The organism is Agrococcus sp. UYP33 (assembly GCF_054060915.1).
Map to the genome: position 1 here is coordinate 865,840 of NZ_JBSSDR010000001.1, position 15,818 is coordinate 881,657.

Below are 15,818 nucleotides of genomic sequence, written 5' to 3' on the forward strand. Positions count from 1 at the left end.
TGCCCGGAACGGGGCCATTCGCGATTCCGGGACGTGATCATGCGGATGGGTTGACACGGTCGAGGTTACGTGGTTCATTGGTCGAGTAATGAACCAACGGAGTAGCGCGGAACGCGTCAGCGACCCGCCTGCTCCCGGATGTGCGCACATCCGACCCACCGACCGAAGGAAGCAGCATGCTCGACGACAGCAAGCCGCTGTTCGTAGCAGTGGCAGAGCAGATCGAGGACGGGATCCTCGACGGCACCTACGCCGAGGACGACCCCGTGCCCTCGACGAACGAGCTCGCAGCATTCCTCCGCATCAACCCCGCGACCGCCGGCAAGGGCTTCAGCCTGCTGGTCGACGCCGGGGTGCTCATCAAGAGGAGAGGGATCGGCATGTTCGTCGCCCCAGGCGCTCGCGAAGCGCTCCGGCAGCGCCGGAGGTTCGCGTTCCAAGACCAGTTCATCGCACCCCTGCTCCGCGAGGCAGCACAGCTCGGCATCTCTGCCGAGGACCTCGCGGACATGATCACGAAGGAAGCCGTCCGATGACCGCCATCGTCACCCGCCAGCTGTCCAAGCACTACCCCGAGGTGCGCGCCCTCGACGGCGTCTCGATCGCGCTCGAGGAGCACCGCATCCACGGCCTCCTCGGCCGCAACGGCGCCGGCAAGACCACGCTCATGCAGCTGCTCACCGGCCAGGTCTTCGCGACCGACGGCACCATGGAGGTGCTCGGCGCGAGCCCGGTCGAGAACGCCGACGTGCTCATGCAGACGTGCTTCATCCAGGAGAGCCAGAAGTACCCCGACACGTTCCGCGCGATCGACGTGCTGCGGGTCGCGGCCGGCGCCTACCCGAACTGGGACCAGTCGTTCGCCGACCGGCTCGTCGACGAGTTCCGCCTGCCGGTCAAGCGCATGATCAAGAAGCTCTCGCGCGGCCAGCTGTCGGCGATCGGCATCGTCGTGGGGCTCGCCTCCCGCGCACCGCTGACGTTCTTCGACGAGCCCTACCTCGGGCTCGACGCAGTCGCCCGGCGGATGTTCTACGACCGCCTGCTCGCCGACTTCAGCGAGCATCCGCGCACCGTCGTGCTCTCGACGCATCACATCGACGAGGTGGCGAACCTCCTCGAGCACGTCATCATCCTCGACGAGGGGCGCGTGCTGCTCGACGCCGACACCGACGAGCTGCACCACGCGGCGATCGCGGTCTCCGGCCGCGCGGCCGACGTGGATGCGTTCCTGTCGGACCGCGACGTGCTCGAGCGCACCGTGCTCGGCACCCTCGCCACCGCCACGTTCGCCGCGCACGCCGGCGACGAGCGCGCCGCTCGCGAGGCCGGCCTCGACGTGAGCCAGGTCTCGCTCCAGGCACTCTTCGTGCACCTCACCACGGCGAACGCCGCAGCCGCCGAGCAGCCCATCGGCACCCGTTCCGCGACCGACGTCGCGACCTCCTGAGAGGCATCGTCATGCGCATCCGCAACGTCGTCCAGCTCCACACCGTCAACAAGCTGCAGGCCTTCGGCTGGCCGCTCGTCATCATGCTGCTGTCCCTCATCGTCGTGCTCATCATCGGCGCGCTCGTCGTGAACGTCGCCGCCGCGGCCGGGGATGGCGCCCAGGCGCGCGCCGGCATGAACATGGGCATGCAGTGGAACGGCGCGATCTTCGCGCTGCTCGGCCCGCTGATCGGCTTCGGCTTCACCGCGATGGGGCAGTACTTCCCGCTCGCGCTCGGCCTCGGCCTCACCCGCCGCGAGTTCGCGACCGGCACCGCGCTCGTCTTCGCCGGCAACGCGGCCTTCTACGCGGTGATCATCACGATCGGCAAGGTGATCGAGGTCGCGACCGCCGGCTTCGGGCTCGGCATCCGCTTCTTCGACACGCACTTCACCGGCACCGGCGAGTGGTGGCAGACGCTCGTGCAGACGTTCCTGCTCATCCTCTCGGTGATGCTCGTCGGCGCCGCGATCACCACCGCCTTCCACCGCTGGGGGCAGTCGTTCCTCTGGGTCTTCTGGATCGCGCTCGCGGTCGTGGTGCTGGCCTTCTCGGCAGGACTCGTGCTCTCGGAGCCGTTCCGCGGCTTCGCGGTCGACGTCGGGACGATGGGCTGGCTGCCGTGGATGGGCGTGGTCGCCCTCCTCGGGGCGGTCGGCGCGGCCGTCTGGCTCGCGCTCGTGCGCCGCGCTCAGGCTCGCTGAGCCGATCGCGCAGCAGGGCCCGCCCGAGTCGTCGACTCGGGCGGGCCCCGCTCGTCTCGCTAGGGCGCCGCGCCCTCGGCGGCGTCGTCGTCGTCAGCGGCGACCGCCTGCTCCGGCTCGCCCGCACCCTCGGTCGGGGCGCCGGAGCCGGCGAGCGGATCGGTCGGCTCGCCGCTGATGGGCCGGTCGGCGCCCCACGGCGACGGGCCGTCGAGCGCCTCGTCGAGCGCGCCCTGCGACTCCGCGGCCACCTGCTGGATCCCGCCGTCGTGCTCGGCGCCGGTGGTCCCGCCGGGCTGCAGCTCGTCGCCGCTCTGCGATGCGTCCGTCATCGGGTCTCCCTCCTGCTGCGCGGACGGCACCGGTCGGTGCCGCTGCTTCCGCGCCGCGAGTCTTCTCCGGCAACCTGGATCACCACTGACAGCGCGGACCGGCACCGCGCGCGAGTGCCGGATCAGGCCTTCACCGCGGCGAGGCGGTCGAGGGCCTCCTGCCGCTCGGCGGCGTGGTCGAGGATGCGCTCCGGGTAGCCGTGTGCGTACCCGTCCGTGACCTTCCACGGCTCGTGCACCGCGGCGCCGGCGATGTGCCGGAGCTCCGGCACCCAGCGCCGCACGTACTCGCCGTCGGGGTCGTAGCGCTGGCCCTGCACGACGGGGTTGAAGACGCGGAAGTAGGGCGCCGCATCCGTGCCCGTCCCCGCCGTCCACTGCCAGCCGTGGCTGTTCGAGGCGAGGTCGCCGTCGGCGAGCTGCTCCTGGAAGAACCGGGCGCCGTGCACCCACCAGACGTGCAGGTCCTTGGTGAGGAAGCTCGCCGTCACCATCCGCACGCGGTTGTGCATCCAGCCCTGCGATTGCAGCTGCCGCATGCCCGCGTCGACGAACGGGAAGCCGGTGCGGCCCTCGCACCACGCCTCGAAGCCCTCGCCCGGCTCGTCGTAGGCCATGCCGCGCAGCTGGTCCCCGAAGTCGCGCCACGCGGACCGCGGGTGGTGCCACAGCACATCCGCGTAGAACTCGCGCCAGGCGATCTCGGCCTGGAACCGCTTGAGCGAGCGCTGCGCGGCCTTGCTCCGCCGCGGCGCGATGCGGTCGAGGTCGGCGAGCAGCGTGCGCGGATGCACGGTGCCGAGCTTCAGCGCGATCGAGAGGCGCGACGTGCCGTCGAGGTCGGGGCGGTCTCGATGCTCGTCGTAGTCGTCGATGGGGCCGTCGAGGAAGGCGGCCCACCGCTCGAGGGCCGTGTCCTCCGCCGCCCACGACAGCTCCGCCTCGGTCTCGGGCACCGCGGGCAGCGGCTCGCCCTCGATCCCCCGCAGCCAGCGCACGGCGTCCGGCAGCTCGGCGGGCGCGCGCCAGCCGTGCGCGAGCCACGCGCGCGAGAAGGGCGTGAAGACGCGGAAGGGCGAGCCGTCGGCCTTCCGCACCCGGCCCGGCGTGACGGCGTAGGGCGTGCCCGTCGCGACGAGCGGCACGTCGAGCGCCTGCTCCACGCGGGCATCGCGCCGGCGACCGCCGGGCGTCGACTCGCCCGAGATGTGCACGGCATCCGCCCCCGACTCGTCGACGAGCTCGCGCAGCACCTGCTCGGGTGCGCCCGCGCGCACGACGAGCGCACCCTCGGTGGCCGTGCTCAGGGCGGCGAGCGCGGTGCGCAGCGCCGCGGCGCGCGCGGTGCCCGCGCCGACGAACGCCGGGTCGACGATGAAGACGGGCAGCACCTCGCCGGCCGTGGCGGCCGCCACGAGCGCGGGATGGTCGCGCACCCGCAGGTCGCGACGGAACCACACGATCTGGGCACCCATGCGGGCAGGCTACTGCCGCCCGCCGGATGCCCGATGTGCGCTCAGCGCAGCGGCTCGGCGAGGTTCGCCGGCGGCTTCCCCTGCTCGACGCTCGAGGGGTCGCTCGGCGTCAGCTCGCCGTCGTCCGTCTCGCGATCCGCCCGCAGGCGCTCGTCCTCCGCGGACGCGGTGCCCGCCACCCGGCCGCCGTCACCGGACTGCACCTCGTGCTGCCCCTGCGGCTCGTCCGCCTCGCCTGCCGGCCACTCGGCCGCGCCCAGGCTGTCGGCCGACGCCGGGATCGCGTCGTCCGGGAGCACGGCGCCCGCACCCTCCGGCACGTGTGCCTGGTCGGTCTCGTCAGACATGTCCACTCCGATCCTCGCGCGGCGCCGGCGGCGCCGCTGGCGCACAGCACTCTCGTCCCCCGACCTGGAACCGCCCTGGACGCCTGCCAGGATGGAACCGTGCAGACGCTCCACGACGCGGACCGCCGCGGCTTCGCATCCGACAACTACTCTGGCGTGCATCCCGAGGTGCTCGCCGCGATCGCCGCCGCGAACGGCGGCCACCAGACCGCCTACGGCGCCGACGAGTACACCGCGCACCTGCAGGAGGTCGTGCGGCGCCACTTCGGCGAGCAGGCCGAGGCGTTCCCGGTCTTCAACGGCACGGGCGCGAACGTGCTCGCGCTGCAGTCGCTGCTCCCCCGCTGGGGCGCCGTCGTGGCCGCGAAGACCGCGCACATCAACGTCGACGAGGGCGGGGCGCCCGAGCGCGTCGGCGGCATGAAGCTGCTCACCGTGCCGACGCCCGACGGCAAGCTGACGCCCGAGCTCATCGACCTCGAGGCGTGGGGCTACGGCGACGAGCACCGCGCGCAGCCGCTCGCCGTGTCGATCACGCAGTCGACCGAGCTCGGCACGCTCTACACGGCCGACGAGATCCGCGCGATCGCCGACCACGCGCACGCGAAGGGCATGCTGCTGCACGTCGACGGTGCCCGCATCGCCAACGCGGCAGTCGCGCTCGACCAGCCGCTGCGGGCGTTCACGACGGATGCCGGGGTCGACATCCTCTCGCTCGGCGGCACGAAGAACGGTGCGATGGGCGCCGAGGCGGTCGTCGTGCTGTCCGAGCGCGCGGGCCACGGGCTCGTCTACCTGCGGAAGCTCAACATGCAGCTCGCATCGAAGATGCGCTTCATCTCGGCGCAGCTCGTCGCGCTCTTCGAGGGCGAGCTGTGGCACGAGAACGCGGTGCACGCCAACGCGATGGCGGCCAGGCTGCGCGCTGCGGTCGAGCAGCTGCCCGGCGTCTCGTTCGCCTACCCGACGCAGTCGAACGGCGTGTTCGCGCGCTTGCCCGAGGGCGTCGCCGACGCGGTGCGCGAGGCGTTCTTCTTCTACGACTGGGATGCCGCCGCCGGCGAGGTGCGCTGGATGTGCACCTGGGACACGACCGAGGCCGACGTGGATGCGCTCGCGGAGGCGGTGCGCGAGGCCGTCGGCGGGGAGCCGGTCGAGGTGGCGACGCCCGAGGAGCCCCTCCCCGCCGCACCCTTCCCGCCCACGAGCTGACCCGGTCAGGGCCCGGACGCCATCGGGGCCCCGGCGGTACTCCGCCGGGGCCCCGTGGCTGTTCGTCCTGCTGGATCAGGAGCCGGACTGCGCCTCGCCCTGCACGCGGTCCTTCGCCTGCTGTGCCTCGCCCTGCACGCGGTCCTTCGCCTGCTGCGCGTCGTCCTTGACCTGGCCGGCGGCGCCCTGCGCCTCGTCCTTGACGTTGGCCGTGGCGTCCTGCGCCGTCTCCTTGACCGACTGCGCGGCGTCCTGCGCGGGCTGCTTCAGGTGCTCGCCCGCCTCCTTGGCGACGTCCTTCGCCTCCTCCACGAGGGGCTGGGCGCTCTCCTTGACCTTGGCGGCGGCCTGCTTCTCGGGCTCGCTCGCCGGGATCAGCGACGCGATGAGCGCGCCGACGCCGAAGGCGATGAGGCCGACGGCGAGCGGGTTGCCCTTCGCCTTGCGGGCGACGGTCTGCGCGGCGTCCTGCGCACCCTCGCCGACACGGCCGACGGCGCCCTGCACGTTGCCGACGGCCCCGTGCACGCTGTCGCCGACGCGGTCGCCCACGCGGCCGACCGCTCCGGAGTCAGCGGGGTGGTCGCTGCCGAACAGGCGCTCCTTGACGTCGCCGATCGCGGCCTTGGCGCGCGTCGCCTGACGGTCGACCATGCTGCTGGGCGAGACCTTCTCGGCGAGCGCGTCCACGTCGCCGCTGACCTCGTTGCGGGTGCGGTCGATCCGCGCGCGGATCTCCTCGGGTGTCTCAGTCATCGGTTCTCCTCCTTGGTGTGCAGTGCATCGGGGATGTGCTTGACGGAGTCGACCGTCTCGGGCATCGGCTCCACCTGCTTGAGCGCCTTGCGGCCCTGCAGGAAGAGCACGAGGGCGACCACGGCCCAGATGATGGCGACGATGAGCGCGCCCCATCCGAGGTGGTCGAGCAGGTCGCCGAGGACGAACATCAGCGTCAGCGACAGGAACAGGACCACGAGGTGACCGGCGTAGCCGGCGCCTCCCAGCATCCCTGCACCCTTGCCGGCGCGCTTCGCCTGCTCGATGCCCTCCGCCTTCGCGAGCGCGATCTCATCGCGCATGAGGGCGGAGACGTCCTGCATCAGGTCGCCGACGATGTCGCCGACCGACTGCTGCGCCGCTCGACGCTCCGCGTCGTTCGTGGCGGCCGCGACGACCGGGTCCTCGTGGGCGGCATGCGCGCCGGGCGCGCCGTACTCGGAGCTGCTCACAGCCCGCGCTCCTCCGTGGGACGGGTCCCGTAGATGGCGTCGTCCGCGGCGGTGCCGGTCAGGGGCTCGTCGACCCAGGTGTCGGTGCCGGCTGCGGAGTGCCGCGGCGTGGTGACGTCACCGGTCGTGCCGGTGGCGTAGTCGGAGCTGTACGCCCAGTCGGAGCCGTACGTCGTGCCGGTGCCATACGCCGAGCCGGTCGTGGTGGTGCCGTACGTCGGGCCGGTCGTGCCGGCCGTGGCGGCCCGCTCCTCCTTGGCGCCCGCGATGAGGCCGCTCGTGAGGCGACCGACCAGCAGGCCTGCGACGCCGGAGATGGCGATGAACGTCACCGGGTGGCGACGCGCGTAGCGCTTGAGCTCCTCGAGGAGGTCCGCGGGCTCGCGCTCGCTGATCCAGCTCGCGGCCGACTCCACGCGGCTGCCGACCTCGCCGATGAGCTGGGACGCGATGCCATCCGTGCCGCCGCTGCCCGACGAGAGCGAGCTGAGGTCGTTCGCGATGGTGCGGAGGCCGTCGGCGGCGCGGTGCTGCTGCGTCGAGGCCTGGCTGCGCGCCTCCTGGAGCGTCGTGTCGAGCAGCTGCCGAGCCTGCTGCTTCGCCTCGGTGGCGACGTTGCGCGCCTCGTCCTTCGCGGTGCCCGCGACGCGGCCTGCGGCGTCCTTGGCGGACTCGCCCACGTTGGCGGCCTCCTCCTTGGCGGTGTCCTTCACGTCCCTGGCGGAGTCCTTGGCGGTGTCCTTCACGCCCGAGGTCTGCCCGCTGCCGGCCGACGGCGTCGTCGTGATGGGCGGCACGGTGGTGCCCGTCGCGGGCGTGGCCGCTACCGGCACGGTCGGGCTGTCGAAGACCGCCTCAGCCTCGGGCGGGAGCCCAGCGGGCCGACGGAGCGGGTCATTGGGCTGGTATGCGTCGGTCATGAGTCATCCAATCCTGTTGACGCGGGAGGTTGTCCCCCTGCTCCTATGGACTCTGTACCCCATTCCTGAACGTTGCATCCGCACTGGCCTGAAGACGTCTGCGGCCTGTGGCACGCTTCCGGCATGGCTTCTACGGGCACGCAGGGCGGCACGGCAGACCGGCCCGCCAGGTTCTTCCGCGACGCGGCGGAGTTCCGCGCGTGGCTCGAGGCGAACCACGAGACGGCCACCGAGCTCTGGATGGGGCTTAACGCGAAGCACGTCGAACCCCGCGGCCTGACGTGGGCCGAGGCGGTGCCCGAGGCGCTCTGCTTCGGCTGGATCGACTCCCTCTCGCAGCGCATCGACGACGATGCTCGCCGCCAGCGCTGGACGCCGCGGAAGGCGACGTCCAACTGGTCGGCCGTCAACGTGGCGCACGTCGAGCGGCTCACGGCGGAGGGGCGGATGCGCCCGGCAGGGATCGCCGCGTTCGAGGCCCGGCGCGACGACCGCACCGCGATCTACGCCTACGAGACGCAGGTGGATGCGCTGCCGCCCGACCTGCAGGCGCACCTCGACGCGTCGCCCGCCGCGCAGGCGTTCCTGGCCGCCGCGACCGCGACCTACCGGCGCGGCGCGATCGCCTGGGTGCTCGGCGCGAAGCGTGCGGAGACGCGCGAGCAGCGGGCGCGGCAGCTGGCCGACGACTGCGCCGCGGGCAGGCTCATCCCACCGCAGCGCTACGGCGAGACCCCGAAGTGGGTCGAGCGCGCGGCGGCTGCGGCGCGCGCCGCCGGCTGAGCGAGCCGCCGCGACGCGGCGGTGGCGACCGCTACCGCTCCAGGTAGCGGGCGAGGTTCGCGAGCGACGAGCCGAGGCCCACCTCGTGGTCCTCCTGCGCGATGCCGGCCGGCACATCTGTCGCCGAGACCGTCACGCGCGTGCCGGCCTGCACCGGCTCGAGCCGCCACGTCATGCGCATGTCGCCGCTGAAGCGCTCCTCGTCGGTCTCGAACGCCACCCGCTGCACGACCAGCCGCCCGGGGACGAGCTCGACGAAGGTGACGACCGACGCATCCGTGTCGTCGGTCGTCTTCGTGTCGTCGGGGTGCTCGAAGCGCAGCACGGCGCGGAATCCGCCGCCCTCGCGAGCGTCCATGTCCTCGATCGTGCCGGTCGTGCCCTCAGGCGGCAGCCATGCGGCGAGCGCGGCCGGGTCGAGCAGCGCCTCGTAGACGCGCTCGGGCGCGACGGCGATCACCGTGCCCGCGCGGTCGATGCGCGTCCCCGCCTCGGCGGCATCCGGCGCGCCGACGCGACCGCTCGCGATCGCGCGCACGGCAGCCGCGAGCCCGAGCGCGAGGTCGTCGAACGTCAGCGCGGATGCGGTGGGCGCCGCGGCCGCGTCGGTCTCGCGCCCGACGCCCGCGGTGCCGCTCGAGCGCACCGCCGGCACGTGCACGAAGCCACCGGGCACGTCGAGGCCGGCGGCGAGGTAGGCGACGTGATTGCACAGGAAGCGGCCGGCATCCTCGCTCGGCTGCGCCGGCAGGCCCACCGCGAGGATCGCGCCGGCGAGCGCGTCGACGTCGAACCCGGATGCGCGCCGTTGCGGGCCGTCCGGATCGATCGGCGTGCCCTGCGGCTGGTCGCCGTCGTTGTCCGGGATGCGGGCGTCGTCCTCGTTCACGCCCCAGCGCTCCGGCGTGATCGCCGCCCGGCCGCCGGCCTCCCCGACCGCGAGCACGGCATCCGGCCGGTGCTGGGCGACGAGCGCCGCGAGCGCCTCCCCCGCTGCAGCGAAGGCGACCGGCAGCGTGCCGGTGACGAGCTCGACGCCCGGCTGCGGGTCGGCCGACCAGGCCCGTTCCAGCCGCCGCACCGCCTCGAGGCTCGCGTTCTCGACGTCGCCGCCGAAGGGCTCGAACCCGGTCACGAGGATGCGCATGCGACCCAGTCTGCCGCGCCTCGACTACTCCTCGAACTCGATCGCGATCGGCATGTGGTCGGAGAGCGCAGGCCGCGCGAGGCGCACCTGCCGCGATGGCGGCAGCGGATCGGCGCTCAGGATGTGGTCGATCTGCACGAGCGGCCGCTGCTGCGGAAAGGTCGCGCCGCGCGCGAGGAGGTCGGCCTGCGCGACCCGCCGCGCGACCGCGGGCAGCAGGTTGAGGTCGCCCATCAGCACCCTCGGCCCCGGCAGCCGGCGCAGCCATCGCATCGTCCGCCGCAGCTGCCGCACGTTCACGCCCTGCAGGAACGACAGGTGCGTGCAGGCCACGGTCCAATCGCCGAGGGGTGTGCGGATCGTGGCCGCGACGACCGCGCGCGGCTCGTCGCGCAGCCAGAGCACGCTGCGCGTCTCGGGCATCAGCACGGGCGCGCGGAAGCGCTCCGACGACTCCAGCCGGAGCACGTGCCAGCGGAGCACCCGATACCTCGAGACGAGCGCGATGCCGTAGCCGTCGGCGACCGCGTCGAGGTCTGCGGCCTCCGCGGCGCGCCACTCGCGCGCCGGGTCGCCGATGATGGCGGGCACGAACCGCGCGACGGCGCTGCCCGTCGCCTCGGCGGCGATCTCGGCGAGGTCGAGCAGCCCAGAGCGCGCCTGCCCGCGATCGACCTCCTGCAGCGCGAGCACATCGGCATCGATCGCCGCGATCGCTCGCGCGAAGCGATCCCCATCGACGGCGGCGTCGGCGCTCGTCCGGCCGTGCAGGACGTTCCACGAGGCGAGCCGCATGCCTGCATCCTGCCTGCGGAGGCCTCTCGACACCGGATGCCGCGCGGCACGGCAGGATGAGACCGTGACGATCGCAGGCCTCGACGTGGGCGGGACGAAGATCGCGGGGGTCGCCCTCCGCGCGCGCGGCGGCGACCGAGGCAGCGATCCTGCCTGGACCGAGGACGACGTGCTGGCCCGCACCCATCGGGCCCACCGCATCCACGGGCCCGAGGCGCTCCTCGACGCGCTCGAGGCCGCGGTGCGCGAGCTCGACGAGCTGCTCGCCGAGGAGGGCCACGCGCCGATCGAGGCGGTCGGCCTCGCCATCGCGGCGTGGCTGACGCGCGACCGCGAGGTCGTCACCTGGGCGGCGCACCTCGCGGTGCGCGACTTCGCCCTGCGCGCGGCGCTCGCCGAACGGCTCGGCGTGCCGGTGACGATCGACAACGACGCGAACGGCTACCTGGTCGGCGAGGCGGCGATGGGCGCGGCGGCGGATGCGTCGTCGTCGATCCTCATCGCGCTCGGCACCGGCGTCGGTGGCGCGTTCGTCGTGGACGGCCGGCCGCTCATCGGTGCGCACGGCCTCGGCGGCGAGCTGGGCCACGTGACCGTCGACGAGCAGGGGCCCGTGTGCTCGTGCACGGCCCGCGGCTGCATCGAGGCCTACGCGGGCGGCAACGCGCTCGCCCGCGACGCGGCCGCGGTGCCGGGCGCCGTCGCGCTCGCACCGGGCGGCCGGGCGACGGCCGTGCACCTCGAGCGGGCGGCGCGCGCCGGCGATGCGACGGCGCTCGCCGTGCTCGAGCGGGCCGGATGGGCGGTGGCCGCGGGGCTGCGCCGCCTGCTGCCGGCCTTCGATCCCGAGGTGGTCGTGCTCGGCGGCCGCGTCATGCTCGAGTGCGCCGACCTGCTGCTGCCGGTCATCGAGCGGGAGCTCGCCGAGCACGCGCCGCTCCAGGGGGTGCCGCAGCCGCGCCGGCTCGAGCTCGCGCGCCTCGGCGGCCACGCCGCCGCGATCGGCGCGGCGGTGCTCGCCGCGCGCTGACGGCCCGCGTTCCGCCGCCCTGCCGCGCTTGGGGCACGGAGTGGCCCCCTCCAGCGGGATCAGAGCGGCAACTCCGTGCCGCGAAGAGTCCGCTCGCGCGCGCTCGGCGCACGACAAGGCCCCTCCCGGCGAGCGGGAGGGGCCTTGTCGTGCCTCAGGTAAGGGGATGCGTCGGGGTCAGCCCTGCGCGCGACGCGAGCCGCGGCGCTGCTGGCCGCCCTCGCTGCCGCCGGACTGCAGCGAGCCGCCGCCGGTCGACGACCACGCGACGGACGAGCCGCCGCGCGCTGCGCCGCCGCCCTGGCCGCCACGGCCGCCGCGGGCCGGCTGGCCCGAGCGGGCGCCGCCCTGGCCACCGCGGCCGCCTGCTGCCGCGGGCTGCTTGACGTCGGGGCGACCCGAGCGGTCCTTGCGGGGACGCTCGGCGCGAGCCGCGCCGCCACCGGCGCCGTGCGCGCTGGAGCCGGCGACACCCTCGCGGGGTCCGCGACGGCCGCGGCCGCCGGCCGAGCGGCCGCCGCCCTGCTGCTGCTGGATCTCGTTGCCCGAGCCGGGGCCGCCGGGGACGGGTGCCACGTGCGGCGCGTACGGTCCGACGAGCTCGTCGACCGCATCCGACGACGCGATGACCATCTGCGGCTTCGCGCCGATGCCGGCCTTGCGCAGCAGCGACATGGTGTCGCCGCGCTGCGAGGGCATCATCACCGTGACGACGTCGCCCGCCGAGCCGGCACGAGCCGTGCGGCCCGAGCGGTGCAGGTAGGCCTTGTGCTCCATGGGCGGGTCGACGTGGACGACGAGCTCGACGTTGTCGACGTGCACGCCGCGAGCGGCGACATCCGTCGCCACGAGCACGCGCACGATGCCCTCGGAGAACTGCGCGAGGTTGCGGTCGCGGGCGTTCTGCGACAGGTTGCCGTGCAGGTCGACGGCCGGGATGCCGGAGGCGGTGAGGTGCTTCGCGAGCTTCTTCGCCTGGTGCTTCGTGCGGGTGAAGAGGATGCGACGACCCTCGCCCGAGGCGAGGCGGCGCACGAGCAGGTTCTTGTCGTCGGCGCCGACCTCGAAGACGTGGTGCGTCATCGCGGCGACGGGCGAGTTCGCCTCGTCGACGGAGTGCATGACCTCGTTGGTGAGGAAGCGCTTCACGAGCTTGTCCACGCCGTTGTCGAGCGTCGCCGAGAACAGCAGGCGCTGGCCCGAGCTGGGCGTCTTGTCGAGGATCTTCGTGACGACCGGCAGGAAGCCGAGGTCGGCCATGTGGTCGGCCTCGTCGATGACGGTCATCTCGATGGCCGAGAGGCTCGCGACGCCCTGGTTCATGAGGTCCTCGAGCCGACCGGGGCAGGCGACGACGATGTCGACGCCGTTGCGGAGCGCGGTCTCCTGCGGGCGCTGCGAGACGCCGCCGAAGATGGTCGTGACGGTGAGGCCGGCGGCCTTGGCGAGCGGCGCGATCTCCGCGGCGATCTGGGTCGCGAGCTCGCGCGTCGGTGCCAGCACGAGGCCGAGCGGCAGGCCCTTGCGGCGACCGCCGCCGGCGAGCTCACCGGAGAGGCGGGCGACGAGCGGGATCGAGAACGCGAGCGTCTTGCCCGAGCCGGTCTTGCCGCGGCCGAGCACGTCGCGGCCCGCGAGGGTGTCGGGCAGCGTGTCGGCCTGGATCGGGAACGGCGTCTCGCGGTCCATGCCCTTGAGGGCGGTGACGAGCTTGGCGGGGACGCCCAGCTCGGCGAAGGTCAGTGTGGTGTCAGTCAATGCGTTGCTCTTTCGTTGAGCGTGCGCGTGCACCCTCGCCCCAGGCACGGGAGGACCGTGCGGGACGAGCAGTGGGTGCATCGACGCAGTTCGGCGAGCGCGACGGTGGTCGCGATCGTTCGCCGTGGAAGTTCGTCGACGCCCGGCTGGACCGGGCGGAGAGAGGAGCGTTCTACGACGCTGGGAAGTGGTTCCCGCTGGCGAGCCGGCTTCGACGCCCTGCTCGCACAGTGCCCCCAGTCTAGCAGGGGAGTCTGACATCGCACCAGACCACCCGGATCAGGCGTCGACATCCCCCTGCCGCCGCGGGCTCGACGGACGTAGGCTGGTTCACCTGAGCAGGCCCGGGGAGGTGCTGTGCTGCGACGCGATGCCATCGGCTTGGGGCTCCTCGTGCCCGGCTTCATCGCCGCCTACGCGGCGTTCGTGCTGCTCGGCACCCGGGTCTTCCCCACCGCCACGATCGCGAGGGACAACGGCATGGAGCATGCCGCGGTCTACTTCCTCGGCGTCGAGGGCGACTCGCCCTCGGTGCTGGGGCTCGTGCTCGGCTGGATCGCGCTCGGCGTGGTCGGCGCCGCCCTCGTCGCCGCCGGCCAGCGGCTCATCGCCACGGCCTCGACCGAGGGGGCGCCGCTGCGCCCCGTCGACGAGCCATCCGTCTGGCATCGCTTCGACGTGTAGTCGCCGGCGCGCGATGCACGTCCGCCTAAACGCCGCGCTCACGTGCGCTCGCTACTGTCCCCCACATGCCCAACCCCCTGAAGGACGATGGCCTCCTGATCCTCACCCGCGGCTACGACGCCGGCGCGGAGATCTGGAAGCGCGTGCGCGCCGGTGCCCGCGCGGCGCCGATGCGCGTGCTCGGCGACGACGCGATCTTCGTCCGCGGCAAGGAGGGCGTGCGCCTCTTCTACGACGACGAGAGTGTGCGCCGGCACGGCGCGATGCCCAGCTTCATCCAGGAGTCGCTCTTCGGACACGGCTCCGTGCACACGCTCGACGCCGCGGAGCACCGGCACCGCAAGGAGACGTTCCTCGGCCTCGCCTACGACGACGCGCAGGTCACCCGGCTCGAGCCGTTCCTGGAGCAGGAGTGGCGGCGCGAGCTCGACGACTGGCAGGCGGGCGGCGAGCGCACGGCCTACGACGCCGCGGTGGGCGCGATCGGCCGGGCGATGCAGGCGTGGGCGGGGCTGCCGGGCACCGCGGATGCGCGCACGCGATGGGCACGCCGGCAGGCGCAGATCGTCGACGGCTTCGGCTCGCCCTACTCCCCCGAGTACCTGCTCACCATGCTGAACCGGGCCTGGTCGGACCGGCACGCACGCGAGCTCATCGAGGCCGTGCGGGCCGGCACGCTCGAGGCGACGGCTGGCACCGCGCTCGACGCATGGGCCTGGCACCGCGATCGAGACGGCGAGCTGCTCGATGCGCGCCTCGCGGGCATCGAGCTGCAGAACTCCTTCCGCCCCGCGATCGCGGTCGCGCGCTTCGTAACGTTCGCCGCGAAGGCGCTGCACGAGCACCCCGACTGGCGGGCGAGGATCGCCGCCGAGGCAGCGGAGCGCGACCGCCTCACCGGAGGACCGCTCGCGACCGCATTCGCCCACGAGCTGCGCCGTACCGTGCCGTTCGTGCCGATGCTGCCCGCCGAGGCGATCCGCGACATCGAGCTCGACGGCCAGCGCGTGGAGGCGGGCGGCAAGGTCTTCCTCGACGTGCTCGGCACCGACCTCGACGACGCGAGCTGGTCGACCGCCTCGACGTTCGACCCCGAGCGCTTCGTCGGCGTGGACGACTTCGAGTCGATCGAGGCCTTCGTGCCGCAGGGCGGTGGACGTCCGAACACCGGACACCGCTGCCCGGGCGAGAAGGTGACACTCTCGACGCTCACGAGCGCGATCGCCGCCCTCAGCGACCCGCGGGTGACGATCTCGGGCGAGGGCCTCGAGGTCAGCCGACGCCGCATGCCGACGAAGCCGGCCTCCGGCGGGCGCGTGCGCAGCGCATCCGCCGAGCGCCCCGCAACGAGCGGGAAGTGCCCGTTCCACTGAGCCGGCTCGATAGCGATCCCGCAAGATTGCGCACGACGGGCCGCCCGCGCGCTATGGTGCGGTGACATCCCACGAGGAGGTCACCATGGCCCGGAAGCCCAGCGAGACCGGCATCCTGCGCACCGCGCCCGAGGCCGCGGCACTCCCCGTCGAGCGCTCGCTCGACAGCTCGCGCCGGCCGGAGGCGACGCCGGCTGACCGGCGCCGCAGGCTCGTCGGCATCGTCATGCTCGCCGCGGGCCTCGTGCTCGCGATCGGCGCGACGATCGCGCTCGGCACGCGCGTCGGCCCCACGGCCGAGGCGGTGCGCGGCACGGAGCTCGACGCCGTCGCGACCTTCTTCCTCGGCACGGAGGGCTCCGCCCTGCAGCTCGTGCTCGCGATCGTGCTGCTCGTGCTCATCCCCGTCGGCATCGTCCTCGCCGTGGTCGGCTATCGCCGGGTCACCGACGACGGCCCCGCGCTCGCCGCGGTGCACATCTCGAACGCTCCGAACGGCGTCATCAACCGGGTGCGGGGCACGGGCGGGCTCTAGCC

The 15,818-nt window shown here is 73.5% G+C and carries 18 protein-coding genes; 9 read left to right on the top strand and 9 right to left on the bottom strand.

Annotated features, from left to right (window positions below; translation table 11 throughout):
* The first annotated feature begins 176 nt into the window (after positions 1-176).
* The 3 genes from ACVWW9_RS04210 to ACVWW9_RS04220 are packed head-to-tail and all read left to right on the top strand — an operon-like array spanning position 177 to position 2,196.
* On the top strand, positions 177-536 hold the full coding sequence (locus ACVWW9_RS04210; RefSeq protein ID WP_123696470.1) for a GntR family transcriptional regulator: 360 nt from the start codon (positions 177-179) through the stop codon (positions 534-536).
* Positions 533-1,450, top strand: coding sequence for an ABC transporter ATP-binding protein (locus ACVWW9_RS04215; protein WP_456514509.1), 918 nt, complete (start codon positions 533-535; stop codon positions 1,448-1,450). The genes ACVWW9_RS04210 and ACVWW9_RS04215 overlap by 4 nt, the downstream gene beginning before the upstream one ends.
* Before the next feature lie 11 nt (positions 1,451-1,461).
* Entirely contained in the window at positions 1,462-2,196 is a 735-nt protein-coding gene (locus ACVWW9_RS04220) for a hypothetical protein (protein ID WP_456514510.1), read from the top strand.
* Between the two features lie 59 nt (positions 2,197-2,255).
* Here the strand turns inward: ACVWW9_RS04220 and ACVWW9_RS04225 are convergent, their stop codons facing one another.
* The 3 genes from ACVWW9_RS04225 to ACVWW9_RS04235 all read right to left on the bottom strand — a co-directional run bounded on the left by ACVWW9_RS04225 (position 2,256) and on the right by ACVWW9_RS04235 (position 4,350).
* Positions 2,256-2,528, bottom strand: a complete 273-nt coding sequence (locus ACVWW9_RS04225) for a hypothetical protein (RefSeq protein WP_456514511.1) — start codon at positions 2,526-2,528, stop codon at positions 2,256-2,258.
* 122 nt (positions 2,529-2,650) lie between these two features.
* On the bottom strand, positions 2,651-4,003 hold the full coding sequence (locus ACVWW9_RS04230; RefSeq protein ID WP_456514512.1) for a cryptochrome/photolyase family protein: 1,353 nt from the start codon (positions 4,001-4,003) through the stop codon (positions 2,651-2,653).
* A 41-nt stretch (positions 4,004-4,044) separates the two neighbouring features.
* Entirely contained in the window at positions 4,045-4,350 is a 306-nt protein-coding gene (locus ACVWW9_RS04235; RefSeq protein ID WP_456514513.1) for a hypothetical protein, read from the bottom strand.
* A 99-nt stretch (positions 4,351-4,449) separates the two neighbouring features.
* Between ACVWW9_RS04235 and ACVWW9_RS04240 the strand changes: the two genes are divergently transcribed.
* Positions 4,450-5,562, top strand: coding sequence for a threonine aldolase family protein (locus tag ACVWW9_RS04240; RefSeq protein WP_456514514.1), 1,113 nt, complete (start codon positions 4,450-4,452; stop codon positions 5,560-5,562).
* 75 nt (positions 5,563-5,637) lie between these two features.
* Here the strand turns inward: ACVWW9_RS04240 and ACVWW9_RS04245 are convergent, their stop codons facing one another.
* Genes ACVWW9_RS04245 through ACVWW9_RS04255 form a run of 3 tightly spaced genes read right to left on the bottom strand, consistent with a single transcriptional unit; the run spans position 5,638 to position 7,711 of the window.
* Entirely contained in the window at positions 5,638-6,318 is a 681-nt protein-coding gene (locus ACVWW9_RS04245; RefSeq protein ID WP_456514515.1) for a DUF3618 domain-containing protein, read from the bottom strand.
* Complete coding sequence (locus tag ACVWW9_RS04250) at positions 6,315-6,791, bottom strand: phage holin family protein (RefSeq protein ID WP_456514516.1); 477 nt, start codon at positions 6,789-6,791, stop codon at positions 6,315-6,317. Before ACVWW9_RS04250 ends, ACVWW9_RS04245 begins: the two co-directional genes overlap by 4 nt.
* Positions 6,788-7,711 carry a hypothetical protein gene (locus tag ACVWW9_RS04255; protein ID WP_456514517.1) on the bottom strand — a complete coding sequence of 308 codons (924 nt, stop codon included), beginning with the start codon at positions 7,709-7,711 and terminating at the stop codon, positions 6,788-6,790. Before ACVWW9_RS04255 ends, ACVWW9_RS04250 begins: the two co-directional genes overlap by 4 nt.
* A gap of 123 nt (positions 7,712-7,834) precedes the next feature.
* On the opposite strand from ACVWW9_RS04255, the gene ACVWW9_RS04260 reads away from it, so the two are divergent.
* Positions 7,835-8,494, top strand: a complete 660-nt coding sequence (locus tag ACVWW9_RS04260; RefSeq protein ID WP_456514518.1) for a YdeI/OmpD-associated family protein — start codon at positions 7,835-7,837, stop codon at positions 8,492-8,494.
* Between the two features lie 31 nt (positions 8,495-8,525).
* Here ACVWW9_RS04260 and ACVWW9_RS04265 read toward each other — a convergent pair whose 3' ends face one another.
* Together ACVWW9_RS04265 and ACVWW9_RS04270 are read right to left on the bottom strand one after the other, a co-directional pair.
* On the bottom strand, positions 8,526-9,641 hold the full coding sequence (locus ACVWW9_RS04265) for a pyroglutamyl-peptidase I family protein (RefSeq protein ID WP_456514519.1): 1,116 nt from the start codon (positions 9,639-9,641) through the stop codon (positions 8,526-8,528).
* Between the two features lie 24 nt (positions 9,642-9,665).
* Positions 9,666-10,436 (bottom strand): endonuclease/exonuclease/phosphatase family protein, encoded by a 771-nt coding sequence (locus ACVWW9_RS04270; protein WP_456514520.1) that lies wholly within the window; start codon positions 10,434-10,436, stop codon positions 9,666-9,668.
* A 64-nt stretch (positions 10,437-10,500) separates the two neighbouring features.
* On the opposite strand from ACVWW9_RS04270, the gene ACVWW9_RS04275 reads away from it, so the two are divergent.
* Complete coding sequence (locus tag ACVWW9_RS04275) at positions 10,501-11,466, top strand: ROK family protein (protein WP_456514521.1); 966 nt, start codon at positions 10,501-10,503, stop codon at positions 11,464-11,466.
* 177 nt (positions 11,467-11,643) lie between these two features.
* Here ACVWW9_RS04275 and ACVWW9_RS04280 read toward each other — a convergent pair whose 3' ends face one another.
* Complete coding sequence (locus tag ACVWW9_RS04280; RefSeq protein ID WP_456515403.1) at positions 11,644-13,155, bottom strand: DEAD/DEAH box helicase; 1,512 nt, start codon at positions 13,153-13,155, stop codon at positions 11,644-11,646.
* Between the two features lie 426 nt (positions 13,156-13,581).
* Here ACVWW9_RS04280 and ACVWW9_RS04285 point away from each other — a divergent pair, with 426 nt between their 5' ends.
* The 3 genes from ACVWW9_RS04285 to ACVWW9_RS04295 all read left to right on the top strand — a co-directional run bounded on the left by ACVWW9_RS04285 (position 13,582) and on the right by ACVWW9_RS04295 (position 15,816).
* A complete protein-coding gene (locus tag ACVWW9_RS04285) occupies positions 13,582-13,908 on the top strand; it encodes a hypothetical protein (RefSeq protein ID WP_456514522.1) in 327 nt (108 codons plus the stop codon).
* Positions 13,909-13,973: 65 nt separating this feature from the next.
* Positions 13,974-15,281 carry a cytochrome P450 gene (locus ACVWW9_RS04290; RefSeq protein WP_456514523.1) on the top strand — a complete coding sequence of 436 codons (1,308 nt, stop codon included), beginning with the start codon at positions 13,974-13,976 and terminating at the stop codon, positions 15,279-15,281.
* Between the two features lie 85 nt (positions 15,282-15,366).
* Positions 15,367-15,816 (top strand): hypothetical protein, encoded by a 450-nt coding sequence (locus ACVWW9_RS04295; protein WP_456514524.1) that lies wholly within the window; start codon positions 15,367-15,369, stop codon positions 15,814-15,816.
* Positions 15,817-15,818: the final 2 nt, after the last annotated feature.